This window comes from Campylobacter concisus (assembly GCF_015229955.1).
In the GTDB taxonomy this organism is placed as follows: domain Bacteria; phylum Campylobacterota; class Campylobacteria; order Campylobacterales; family Campylobacteraceae; genus Campylobacter_A; species Campylobacter_A concisus_AT.
Genome location: NZ_JAAKYZ010000001.1, coordinates 1 through 13,248, shown reverse-complemented (window position 1 = coordinate 13,248; position 13,248 = coordinate 1). Strand labels below are relative to the sequence as shown.

Annotated in this window: 8 protein-coding genes; 1 reads left to right on the top strand and 7 read right to left on the bottom strand. The window is 32.5% G+C overall.

Annotated elements, in window-relative coordinates:
* The first annotated feature begins 1 nt into the window (after nucleotide 1).
* Nucleotides 2–877 (top strand): tRNA (adenosine(37)-N6)-dimethylallyltransferase MiaA, encoded by an 876-nt coding sequence (gene miaA, locus G6W45_RS00040; RefSeq protein WP_194167110.1) that lies wholly within the window; start codon nucleotides 2–4, stop codon nucleotides 875–877.
* Between the two features lie 30 nt (nucleotides 878–907).
* Here the strand turns inward: miaA and G6W45_RS00035 are convergent, their stop codons facing one another.
* From G6W45_RS00035 to G6W45_RS00005, 7 genes are all read right to left on the bottom strand, one after another.
* Nucleotides 908–1,900, bottom strand: coding sequence for an iron-sulfur cluster assembly scaffold protein NifU (locus G6W45_RS00035; protein WP_054196048.1), 993 nt, complete (start codon nucleotides 1,898–1,900; stop codon nucleotides 908–910).
* Nucleotides 1,901–1,917: 17 nt separating this feature from the next.
* The gene (locus G6W45_RS00030; protein WP_103624788.1) at nucleotides 1,918–3,108 is read right to left on the bottom strand and encodes a NifS family cysteine desulfurase; all 1,191 of its coding nucleotides are present in this window, start codon (nucleotides 3,106–3,108) and stop codon (nucleotides 1,918–1,920) included.
* Between the two features lie 229 nt (nucleotides 3,109–3,337).
* Nucleotides 3,338–3,556 (bottom strand): hypothetical protein, encoded by a 219-nt coding sequence (locus G6W45_RS00025; RefSeq protein ID WP_194167109.1) that lies wholly within the window; start codon nucleotides 3,554–3,556, stop codon nucleotides 3,338–3,340.
* Between the two features lie 87 nt (nucleotides 3,557–3,643).
* Entirely contained in the window at nucleotides 3,644–4,918 is a 1,275-nt protein-coding gene (locus G6W45_RS00020; RefSeq protein ID WP_242039011.1) for a thioredoxin reductase, read from the bottom strand.
* A gap of 93 nt (nucleotides 4,919–5,011) precedes the next feature.
* Entirely contained in the window at nucleotides 5,012–8,809 is a 3,798-nt protein-coding gene (locus G6W45_RS00015) for a hypothetical protein (protein ID WP_194167107.1), read from the bottom strand.
* Between the two features lie 2 nt (nucleotides 8,810–8,811).
* Nucleotides 8,812–12,312: an Mbeg1-like protein gene (locus G6W45_RS00010; protein WP_194167106.1), complete on the bottom strand. Its 3,501-nt coding sequence runs from the start codon at nucleotides 12,310–12,312 to the stop codon at nucleotides 8,812–8,814.
* Nucleotides 12,313–12,972, bottom strand: a complete 660-nt coding sequence (locus G6W45_RS00005; protein WP_194167105.1) for a tRNA 2-selenouridine synthase — start codon at nucleotides 12,970–12,972, stop codon at nucleotides 12,313–12,315.
* Nucleotides 12,973–13,248 lie beyond the last annotated feature (276 nt).

Sequence of the window (13,248 nt, the reverse complement as noted above, 5' to 3'; positions counted from 1 at the left end):
CTTGTTTAAAGAATTTGCAATAATTGGCACCACAGCAAGCGGCAAAAGCGATCTTGCATTTGAGCTTGCAAAGGAGCTTAATGGCGTCATCTTAAGTCTTGATTCGCTTGCACTTTATAAGGAGATAGATATCGCCAGCGCAAAGCCAAATAAAGAGCAGCTTGAAGCCATAAAGCACTTTGGTGTAGATGAAATTTATCCTGATGAAGAATTTAGCGTTGGGGCATTTTTTGAAATTTATAAAAATGCAAAGAATTTTGCGCACTTACAAGACTGCCCACTCATCATTACAGGAGGTAGCGGCTTTTATCTAAAATCAATGCTTAGCGGACTTGCACCAGATGTGCCAAAATGTGAGCTAAATTTAAGCAATGAAGAAATTTACGAGTTAGCTGTAAAAATCGATCCTGAGTTTGCAAGTAAATTTAGTCAAAACGACTCTTATCGCCTCGAAAAATGGTATCAAATTTATAAATTTAGTAGCCAAATTCCAAGCATTTGGCTAAGAGAAAATACTAAAGAGAGCATCATAAAAGAGCTAGCGATCTTTGAAATTTTATGGGATAAAGATGAGCTTAGAGAACGTATCAAGAAAAGAACAAAAGGCATGCTTGAAGCTGGACTCATAGATGAGGCGAAATTTTTATTTGATAAATACAAAAGTGAGCCAAAACCCCTAAAATCAATAGGTTTAAAAGAGTGCAAGCAATTTTTAGATAAAGAAATTTCTCAAAACGAGCTTGAAGAGCTCATAGCTACGCACACGGCTCAGTTAGCAAAACGTCAGCGAACCTTTAATCGCTCGCAGTTTGAAAAAAAATTTGTGGGTGACTTGGATCAAATTAGAAGTGAAATTTTAAAATTCTTAAGAGAATAAAAACTAGCCCACAAGGGCTAGTCAATAAAATCAAATAGGCATTACCCTAATTTTTGGGCTTAAGCTCTCTTGCAAGACATTTTCAATCGCGTAAAGAGTGCCAGTTGAGCCACTTGCACAGCCCGAGCAAGCACCAAGATAGCGGATATAAATATCAGTATTTTCGCCGTTATCATTTCTGATATCTAAAATTTCTAAATTTCCGCCATCCATCTCGAGCATTGGGCGAATTTCTTTATCTATGACAGACTCGACTGCTTTTAACTGCCCTACCATCGTCATATTTTCAAAGCTAATGTCACCTAAAGTGTGATTTGCTTGGGCATTTGCTTGAGCTTCGATCTTCTCACGCTCCATTTCAGCCCTAGTATCACGCAAAATATCCACCAAATAATATTCTCTTTTTTCATGACCACCAGGCTTTACGCAAGACTTGCAAAATGCACCAGCTTTGGTGTATTGCGTGATCTCCTCAACTGTGTGAAGGTCATTTAGTCTTATCACTTCTTTAATCGTACCAAGGCTTACCCTAGCGCACTCGCAAACGATGATCTCATCTTCAAAATGCTCTGGGTCTATTCCCTTGTAGCTTGCAGCTGCTGCTTTTATAACATCATACGCCATAACTGAGCAGTGCATCTTTTGGGGTGGAACTGCTGGCGTTTCTGGATTGTCGCGCATAGCCTTTTCTACATCAAGATTTGTGATCTTGACTGCTTCATCGACTGTTTTACCGATACAAAGCTCAGCCATCGTATCAGAGCTAGCTATCGCTGTACCACAGCCAAAGCTCTTAAATTTAGCATCTATTATTTTGTCTGTCTTTTCATCAACAAGCCAGTATAGCCTAACCGCATCACCGCAACTTTCTGCACCAAAGTCAGCCACAATAAGCTTTGCGTTTGCCTTTTTAGCATCTTCTTCGGTTATCTCTCCCATAAATTTAGGATTATTCATCCTATCTTGCACTACCTTAGAATACTCATCCCAGATAGAGCCTCCGATCAAATTATTCTTTGCCATGTTATTTCCTTTAAATTTTATAATCCACTCTTATGCCATTCTGGGGCGTAGGCAAATGTACTAGAGATACCTCTTAGTCTATTTACTGCTTTTGTTATATGCTCGATCGCATAATCAATCTCTTCTTCTGTATTAAATCTAGAAAGAGATAATCTAAGTGCGGTGTGAGCTAGCTCTTTATCTGCCCCTATGGCCTCCATTATTGGATTACTCTCTAATGTTTCACTTGCACATGCTGAGCCAGTTGAAGCTGCGATGCCAGCTTTGTTTAGGTCCCAAAGCATAGCTTCGCCTTCAACGCCTTTTATAGAAGCCAAAATGGTATTTGGCACACGTTGCTCTTTTTTACCAACGACGCTAACGTCAGGAATTTGCAAAATTGCATCTTCAAGCTTATCACGCAAACGGCGAACATGAGAGTGTTCATAATCCATAAATTTATTTGCCAGTTCAAGTGCTTTACCCATGCCGATGATGCCAGGAACATCGAGTGTACCACTTCTACGTCCGCCCATGTGCTCGCCGCCGTGAAGCAAGCTACTTAGTGGCATACTATTTTTTATAAATAGTGCTCCAACACCCTTTGGTCCATGAAATTTATGCGCAGAAAAGCTTAAAAAATCAACGTCAAGGTCTTGAACATTTATCTTTATCTTACCAACTGCTTGAACAGCATCCGTGTGGAATAAAGCTCCATATTCATGAGCGATACTAGCAAGCTCTTTTATAGGAAAGATCATGCCAGTTTCGTTATTCGCGCTCATTATAGAAACAAGCGCTACATTCTCATCCATTACGGCCCTTAGCTGTTCTGGCGTGACTATACCATCGTTATTTACATCTAAAACAGTAAGCTCTACGCCATATTTTTCTAAAAATTTACAAGTCGCCAAAATAGCTGGATGCTCAACTGCGGTTGTTACGATACGCTTTTTCTCGCCAGTTGCTATTTTGTCAAAGTAGATACCTTTTACTACCCAGTTGTTGCTCTCAGTCGCACATGAGGTAACGACGATGTCATCGCTATCTTTTGCGTTTAGTCCGGCATAGAGCTGATCTAGTGCTGTTCTTAAAGCTGGATGTGTTTCAGAGCCAAATTTATGAAGCGAGTTTGGATTGCCGTATTTTTCACAAAAATATGGCTTCATAAGCTCAAAAGCTTCAGGATCAACCATTGTTGTAGCGTTATTGTCTAAATATACTCTCAAATTTAAAACCTTAATTAGGATAAAAAATATCCTTTTTATTTTTAATGGGATATTATAACAAAAAAGTTAAAAGCAAGTTTAAAAATATGCTTTAATTTTTTCAAAAATCAGCTCATTTTGATATTAAAATATATTGAAATTCTTTATCAGAATTTGTATATAACGCTATTTGCGATTTTTCTTATAAAAAAGTCTAATTATCTCCTAAAATTAATTTATTTTTTTAAGTTTATAGTGCGATAAACATATTGCTTGCGTGCTTTATCTCTTTATAGTTCTCTTCTAGTTTTTCATATGATGTTTTATAAAGTTCTACCATACCTTTAAGAAAAGCTACTCCTACATCTTTGCCTAGTGATTTGCCATATCCTTTTAGCATATTTCTCATAGCTTCGACATCTTTTGGATTAAACATATAAGTTTGTTTCATAAAAGCAAAGCTTCTCATACTATTCCAGATGATACTTATGTTATAGCGACCTATTAGGAGACGAAGTTTGGCTCCAAATGGAGCCATAGGTATTAAATTTATTATCTAATCCTTTATATTATGCTCTTTGGCATAGCTTAATATCTTTTGCCTAAGATCTTCAGGAAAACTTTCTCTATACATCACTGGTGTTAGTGGATTTAGCTTTTTATCTAATTTACCAGCCTCATATAGTCTTGTTAGTTCTTCTGGTGTGTTGTAGTATGGAGCATTTGGATAACCCTCAGGTGGAGTTAGGGACATTATTTTGGATTCTAGGATGGTGGAGTCGATAAAAAGAGTAAGTGTTCTATCATCCCAATCTTTAGGAAAACCGGGAAGTTCTAGCCTATCCTGGAATTTAGGTAATTCACTTTTTACATATTTCATAAATTCTTCCCTTGTAGTTTCATTAGCATCAAAGTCTCTGGGGTCTAGTAGCTCACCTTTATCTTCTACAAGCTCTCTTAGATCTTTATATAAAGAATTATCTGGCATTGCTGCCACCCCACCTCTATTAAAATCCATCACAAAGTAATTGCCTACTATTTCATCAAGATAAGGCATCATACCATATTCATCTAGTGGAGGATTAGTAAATAGTTTTCTAAACTCTTCTGCCATTTGTAAATTTTTGTTTAGACCTGCTAGGTATGTAGAATATTCAAACATATCAGCTAAAGCTCTTAGGGCTTCCTTTTTACCAAGCTGGGCTGATAAAAACATTGATTGATATGCTCTTGCTTTAAATCCTGCATATCCTAGCCCAACTCCTCTTGAAAATCCAGCCGTATTTCCTAAAGTTCCGGCACATATATTCCACTCTGCTGCAAATAGTTCTGATTTTAGAGTATTTCTATTAGCATTTACTTCATCATAAATTTCAGCGTATTCTGGTTTGGTTAGTTTGCCATTACTATCTACTCTAGCTATTGCATCTTCAGGAATATCTATCATAGTACATTTTAGATTACTTCTTTTTACTAGATAAATATATCTATCTCTTTTATCTTTTAAGCTTTCATAGTAAGCTTTTTCTGATTTAGTCCAAGGTGATAGTTTGGTTGAGCTTGGTTTATAGCTAATATCTAGCCATGGCTTAAATGATAGATAGTCTGTTTGACCTAAAGAGTTTGGTTTAGGGTTATAGTATAGTGGTTTATAGTTTTTATATGGAGATGAGTCTAGGATGGAGCGGGAGTTAAGGACTAGTTTTGAAGAAAGATCATTGTTTGTATTATCTGATTTTTTTCCATCATAAACAATCAAATTTGTATTTTTATCAAATTTTACCTCTCTACCATTGTGAGCTATAACTATATATGTATTATTGTTATCCATTAAATTTCCTTTATTTATTCTTTTATTTATTGCTATTAGCGATATAGCTATTACTAAGATAGCTAAAGCTGCAAATATAATCTTTTTCATCTTTTATCCTATGTAAAGACCATCTTCCATGACTATGGTGGTGGCTAGACGACCGATTAGACGAGGAGGGATTTCATCTTGGCTTCTTTCCTTCTCTTTAGGTGCCTTGCACCCCACATACACGCCCTTAATGTTATTGTTGCCAATAGTATCAAGAGCCTCTACCAGATCTCTTGAGAGATTAGAGTGATTGTTTTCATCGCTAGTGTTAAAGATTCCTTTTTTAAATAAATTTATGATTTTTACTGCTTCTTGATAAGAGTCTATTGCGTATTCGGCATCTTCACTATCACCTGCTAATATATTTTGCTTATACACATCATAAATTTCTTTCTCCTCTTTTACATCTAAATTTAATCCTCTTATCTCTACATCTGAGTTTGTATATCTGCTTCTTGCATATTTAAAGTAGTTTGCATCTATCTCATTACCAGCTCCTCTTAGTTCATCTAAACATAGATAAGCACTAAGGTTATTTAGTGCTAGCTTTGAAGCAAGGTTATGTGAGAGTTTGCTTTGTTTATTGTTTATATCATAGTAGATAAATGAGTTATAGTCTAGTCCTCCACTACTTATATTAGCTCCTAAAAATAGTCTATTTAAATTTAGGCTTATATAGTTTTGATAGATCATTACTGGATAGTAGCAATAGGTATTTGTACTATTTTTATCATAAGCTTCTTTTATAGACATAGGTTTATATGAGATATTATTTAATGCGTAAGCTTCATTAAATTTATATGTATATCTTGTGTGCATTATTTCGTTGTAGTTCTCTTCTAGTTTTTCATATGATGTTTTATAAAGTTCTATTAGACCGGTTATCATAGAGATACCTATGTCTTTACCAAGAGTTTTAGTATAGTCTTTGATTTCTTTTTTCATAAGCTCTACATCTCTTATATTAAAGCTATATGTGTATCTCATAAAAGTATATGTCGTTATCTCGCTGTAAGATATATTTAGTTTAAAATGTTCTATCGTTCTATAAAGCATAGAGGTATTTTGGGCTTGCAAAATTAAATTTAGCTTTGATCTTTGAAGTACTATATTTGTAGTTTTTAATCTTGTGATATACAAAAAATATTCATCTATTTGTTTAGTCTTTTTTGCACTAAATAGTTTCTTTATTAAATTTAATACTCCAAGCTCGTCTAAAAAAGCATCTTTTAATTTCTTTGCATCCCTTTCAAATATAAAAGAGCTAAGCATCTCATAAATTTTAGATATGCCATCTTCACTTGCAAAGCCTGCTATTGGGAATAATCCTTCAATGGCTGTTTTTACGAGTAAAGAGCTTACCTCTTTATCCATATCTCTATCATTATGATAAGCCTTATCTTCTAAGTCTATGGCTTTTTTTAAGACATCTTTATCCTTAGAAACTATCACTTCTTTTATAAAAGCTTTATCTTTCTTGCAGCTTTCATCTATATCATTGGCTTGCTCTATTAGAAGCTTCATTAGATCACTTTGTAAAGGATCTTTTATATTTGTACTTACACTACTATCATTTTCTTCCAAAAGTTCTTTTATGCTATATACATCCTTAGTATTTCCTGCGCCATCCATATAATCACTAATCTCTTCTATACATAGATACTCATTTTTGTTTAATCCACTACTTTTAGCACTATCTTTATAAAAGAATAATCTTATATCAATATCACCTAATTTCACAAAAGAATTTACATTTATAGTACTTATCTCTTCATCACCTATTTTTATATATTCACGGGAGTTTTTTATAGATTTATTTAATAACTCTCCTGAATAGCTTTTGGTCATTATAAAGTAAGCCACGCCAAGGCAAAGTACTTCTAAAAGAGAGTAGTACGGAGTTGGCTGATCATCTAGTATGTCTTTTACGGTACTTTTTACAGAGTCTATATCTCCTAATATCTCATACTCTTTTATCGCTTCTATCTTATCATAGCAGTCATCTTCGAAATTCATTCTATCACTAACATTTTTATTAACTCTGTCAAAGACTGCTTTAAATGCTAGAGTTGATTTTTCCATATACTCTTTTTCACTCTCTTTTATCTTCTCCATATCATTTGGTTGCTTTGCATAAGCATTTATATGAGAGACATTTATATCAAAAAGCTCATCGTACTTTAATTTGCTTAATTGAAAATCATAAGCATCGCTACTATTTTCTTCTGTATAGCTTTCACTATATTTTTCTTTGTTCTCTTCAATATTATCTATATAGCTTTTTTCTATCCTTGCAAATGGAGATAAATTTAGTAAAAGAGTTGATTTATCATTGTTTTGATCTATATCTATACTATATTTGCTATAGTCTTTTACTGGATTTAGAGTCTTTATGTCATTAAATTTTTGTTTTACCAGGTTGCTACTTTTTGATCTATTTATATCATCTTTTATAGTTTGATCAAGACTTTTACTAATAACTTCCTCTCTTAATCCTGCACTTGATCTAAAAGGAGAGTTTGAAAGAACAATGTAGTTTTTATTTAAATTTGAGAAGTCTTTACTATTCATCTCATCATTTACTGAGGTATTATTTTTATCGGATTTATCTGCTATTAGATTAGCTAACTTTATAGAGTTAAAATTTGAAGCACAGATAAAATTTAAATTTGCATTTGTACTTTTTATCTCATCTTTTAATCTACTAAATAAAGTATCATCACTTGAGCCAAAGCCTAAATTTTTATTTACCGCGTCATAAGAGCAAACCTCTTTGGAGTAATCAAATACAGATACATCATCTAAATATCCATATACACTATATCCTTCATCTGTATTATAGTTTGTCTCTTTTTCGTTAATGCTATATTTAAAAGGGCGGTAGTCTAAATTTAAGTGAGTAAAGTCCAAGAAAAAACTAGATCTAGAATTTTTATCACTTTTAAACACTAAGACATTGCAGTTTGAACTTATATTTAAAGTATTTACGATAGAAGCAAATCTGGATGTAAAAAAACTTAGTATTGGTAAGGATACACCGTAAAATACCCTATTGCTATCATATTCATGAATTGCATACGCCATCTTTCCAAGCTCATAAGCCACAAAACCAAGATTTGATTTTTTTATTATGGCCTTTGGATCGGTTATATCAACTAGACTTAATATAAAAAGAGCTATTTGTTTTATTATAAATTCTCCATTTTCCGAGCTTAGCTCTTTTAAATTTTTATCTAGCTCATCAAAACACTCTTTTATGCTTCTTTCAAATTTGGCCTCGTCTAATCCTTCACTAGCTATCAATGATTTAGCGTCATTTAGTAGATCATTTTTTAGAGTTTTTAAACAATCTCTTAAAATATTTTTAGCCTCATTATAATTAGAAACAATAAGCTCAAACATATGATAAAAACTTGATGGTTTATCTTCTACTTCATTACCATCTTTTAGCAACTCTCTATCATGCTCATCTTGAGCTAAATCCAATATCTCTTGATTATGTATTTTTGTTTGTAAAGGAGTAAGCCCTTCTCTTAAATTTTCAAAGAATTTATCAATAGCACTTTTTTTATGAACTACTTTTACCGGAATGCCTTTATATTTAAACTCCCTTACTCTATTTAGTTTGCTATCTTTAAAGCTCTCTTTGTCTACATAAAAATCAGTTATTATTGATATGTCTTTATCTTTATCTTTACAATAGATAAGATCAGAGACAATCTCCGCAATTATATTGCCAGAATATGAAGAGAGATAGTTTAAACTAGACGTATAAAGCGTCACACTCTTTGCATCAGCCATGTACTCTTTTATCTTTTTTAAACTCTCTTCGCAAGAGTAGGTTATATTTATATCATTCATCGTTATGCCACCACTACTATTTTAATTATATTTATATCATCGCTATATTCACTATCTAACCCGCAAGCAAATTTTATACATACTGTTTTTGCCTTACTTGGCGTAATATAGATAAGATTGTTATCGTCGCTAATATCATCTACAAATTGAAAAAATCCTATCCCGCTCTTAGGAAGCGTCATATCTTTATAGATAGGCTCAGTATATTTAGGGGTAATAAAAATAAAATTTTTATCCATAAGCGAGTATTTAAAGTTAAATGATGAGATACTAAATTTATCATCTCTAAATCGGGCCTTTAGATACTCTTTTAGCTTCTTATCTTTTATATCAGAGCCTTCGTCTAAATTTAGCTCCATTTCTTTAAATCCCTCTTGGTTTTTATATTCCACATCATTTAGCTTATATATACAAACGGCAAGATTATCTGTTTGATTAAGGGCTGATTTTATATGAAGCCTTATGTAGGCATTATTTAAATTTATATCTTTTATTACTTCGCTACTATCTTGCATACCAGGATTACTTAAACTATGCTCTAGTTTTAGTTTATTCTCTTTTTTTATGCACCTTAGCGAAGAGCCGGTGTTGCTTAGGCAGTTTGGCACTAGATCTTGCATTACAGCGTAGTGATCATTCATACTTTTTAAACTAAGTGCCGATCTTGGTACATAAGCTACTATGACGCATGGGGTCCTAGCTGAGCAGCCTACTATCGGTGAATTTATAAAATCAACATCAAGTATCACGCCTTGATCATCTGATCTTATGCTCCTGCCTGCCCTACTTTTTAATATCACATGACCACCATGTGGGCAAATGATAGTGTCGTCTTCTATGACAGGGCATGAAGTCGCAGTGGATGAAATTTCTTTAGATTGATTATCTTTTTGTAAATTTTGCCTTTGATTTAAATTTGAAAGAGCCTCTTTAGTCTTTTTGCTCATTGGTTTTAGATCGATATTTAGACTCTTATTTAGTAGTGAATAATTTAATATATTTGCTTGAGAATTTCTATAAGCAACATTTAGCCTTCCTATATCTTTATCCTCGTCTCTTGGCTGATGAGTAAAATTTAGAGGGATATTCTCATCACTATTATATTTTTCGTCTTTAAAATAAAGTGGATAATCCTCCTCTTCATTGGCTTTAGACAAAAGGGCAGAGTTTAGATATATTCTTTGATTCATATTTTTACTATCTAGATTAAATATCTCCTTTAATACTTCAACATCAACGATACTTTTATCTACTGCACTTACACTAAGGGTATCGTTGTTTTTATAAAAGATACTTCCTACACTCTCATTCATAAGAGCTTTTATATCATCGGTTGCTACTTTATTGCTGTAGGCTACATCATCGTTATTTTGAGCAGATTTATTATTAGCTATTACTATGGCTTCATCACTAGAGCTTATGTCCTTAGAGTCTATGCTAGCCAAGAAATTTTCATTTTCTTTTAGCTTTGCTAGATCCGCATATTTTAGATTTATTATGCTCTTTAGCATATCTATTCTATCTTTTACAAAGATGCTAGCCTCTGCTATATCTACTCTATTGTCTCGTAGTATCGTTATATTTTTATAGATGTTTTTGCTATAAGAGAAGTATTTACCAAGCTCATTTACATCTATCTTTTTTTCAAATACAAATAAATTCAAAGCACAAATTGCCACTAGCATATCTATATCGCCAGCTCTAGCATCACTTACTATCTTTGTCGCATCTAGTTTATCTAGATCATCTATATCTAGTATCTTTACTAGATGTGCTTCTTTGTTGCTATTTTTATCTATGTTGCTGCCTAAATTTTCTATTATATACCCGACCATATCTTGCTTAAAATTTTCATCACTAAATTTGCCATATTCGTAAAAGAGATTTAAATAAGCATAAAAGATATATAAAGGCGTATCTAGCATAGAAGCATCACTTATATCATCTATATTTACATCTAAATTTAACTTCGATCTTATGCATTTTAGTTTAAATTTAAGAGACTGGATATATTCATTTAGATAATCAAGTGCTTCAGCTATATCTTTACCCTCTATCTTGGCTTCATTTTCTTTGTTTTCCAAGAGATAACACAACATATATAAAACCAAAACGCTCTCTTTTAAAAAGTGAGATCTAATTAATATATTCACCAAGTGTCTATTCTCGGTATTTTCATACTTTACTTCGCCAGTTGTATCTATGCCTAGCTTATAGCCTAGATCAGATATGACCGAAAAGGTAGGTTCTATCAAAACAGCTACATCTTTTGAAAAGCTATCTTCATCTCTATTTATACTTTGTTTAACGCTCTCTACGTGATGTATCTCTATGTCTATATCTTTTTCTTTGCTAGCTTTATTTATATTAGAGCTCACCTTTTTATCTGCAAGAGTCTTTTGAGCTTGTTCATTATTTTTAACTACATCTACATATTCATCTACGCTGCTCTTATCATCTTTAAAGCCAAACATGCCTTTTATCTTATTAAAGACTGAGCCTACCATCTTTCCTATAAAGCCATCTTTATCTATGACTCTTGCTATCCATCTTGCACCTTTTGCTATGGCTTTGGCTACAAAGCTAAGAAGCCTTAAGCTCCAAGTAAAAGCTGAAGCTAATATGCCACCATAAATTCCTGGAGCGTTATAAGTATAAAGTTCTTTTACTCCGCTATCTTTAAAGGTTACTGCATATATTTGAGCTAGATGACCTCCTAATGAGTGACCTGATAAAATGATGTCTTTAGCGATGTTATCTAAGCCACTTAAGTTTTGACTATGAGAATTTATAGCTTCTTGCATAGAGGATTGAAGTGATTTTAAAGCAGATATTTGCATAAGCGCTCTTGATGTGATGGCCATAAAGGCATCATCTAAGAGATCGTTTATTTTCATCTCTGTTCCTCTAAAGCCTATTATATAGTTTGACTTAAGAGTGTCATAAAATATAGTTGAGCTAAAACCTGATTTTTGATTAGGTATGTGCTTTACTAGCTCATAGCGATTAACAAATAGTTTTGTGCGAGGAGAGAGGGATTCAGGCTTATAAAAGATATAGGGTGGCTGATCTGGTACCAAAGCTATAAAATTTTTTACATCATTTTTGAGTTCAGTATCTTTTGTTTCTCCATTTGCCCCAACTGGTTTCTTTACTATTTTATCTGCCATAAATCTTGCTTCTATACAAAGAGCATAAGCGGTAAGGTCACCAAATTTTCTATTGTTTGTTTGTGATGTGTCTGTTTCATTGCTTATATCAATTTTATCACCCAAGGTAATATCATCTGCATATCTCCAAACAGGCTTTTTCTTTTCATTTTCTCTATAAGAATTTACAATGTTTTCAGGGACATTATCTTTACCAAATTTATCATAAAGCTCATCAAGTCCATTTCTTTCATTCTCAAATACATTATGAAGCATTGCATAACTTGCATCAGCTATATCAATATAGTCTTTAAAGCAATTTATTAGCTCTTTATTTGATTTTTTAGTTTGCACTTACTTGTCCTTGTTTGCTTTTATAAATTTGTTGTTTGTTAGAATGAATTTGTTTCCACCGCTTACTGGAACTATACTTTTTTTACTAAAGCTTATTCCCATTCCTTCATCTCCAAATAAGCCATATTTAGTACTGTATGTTTCATAATAAACATCTATGCTTATAGGAACTATTTCTCCATTATCATCTACATATAATTTTCCTAAATCTAAATATGGTTTTTCTTTGTTAAAATTTTCTAAACCTATAAACTCAATTATTTTATTTATATAGACCTCAGAAATTTTAGCTTTTTTACCAGTTTGGTTTTCATAATCTATCCAGCGAATGTAGTATTTTTTACCATTTGAGAGGGTTTGATCCATTTTTGGATTATCGTAAAACTCTGTTTTTAAAATTTCTCTCATTTTTTGATTTCTTTCATTTTTATTAGGTATTGTCTTTATTCTCTCTAAAATTTCTTTTCTTTTACTATCTCTTATTTGTTCTTGTCTCTCTATCTCTTTCTCAAATTTCTCATCAAATATATATACTCCACCATATTGTTTAGCTAAGTTTTCTAGCTCAGAGTTACTTATCTTTTTGTTTGCTTGATTAGCTGAGCAAGCTATTAAGAATATACTTGTTAGAAGTAAGAGTGTTATAGCTAGAAATTTCATTGATTATCCTTTTATGTTTGAAATTTTAGTTTGGATATTTTATTGTTATTGTATTTATAATATTATTAATTTATTATGTGCTGTTTGGGGTTTATTAAAATTTATTATGCAGATAAAAATTTATTTTGGGTATTTTTATAGCTTACTTTATTTATCATAAAGCTCATCAAGTCCATTTCTTTCATTCTCAAATACATTATGAAGCATTGCATAACTTGCATCAGCTATATCAATATAGTCTTTAAAGCAATTTATTAGCTCTTTATTTGATTTTTT

What these genes read in the sequence shown, in the direction of transcription:
- G6W45_RS00035 (WP_054196048.1), bottom strand. Translation starts at nt 1,900, where the DNA reads ATGGCAAAGAATAATTTGATCGGAGGCTCTATCTGGGATGAGTATTCT.
- G6W45_RS00025 (WP_194167109.1), bottom strand. Translation starts at nt 3,556, where the DNA reads ATGAGAAGCTTTGCTTTTATGAAACAAACTTATATGTTTAATCCAAAA.
- G6W45_RS00020 (WP_242039011.1), bottom strand. Translation starts at nt 4,918, where the DNA reads ATGGATAACAATAATACATATATAGTTATAGCTCACAATGGTAGAGAG.
- G6W45_RS00015 (WP_194167107.1), bottom strand. Translation starts at nt 8,809, where the DNA reads ATGAATGATATAAATATAACCTACTCTTGCGAAGAGAGTTTAAAAAAG.
- G6W45_RS00005 (WP_194167105.1), bottom strand. Translation starts at nt 12,972, where the DNA reads ATGAAATTTCTAGCTATAACACTCTTACTTCTAACAAGTATATTCTTA.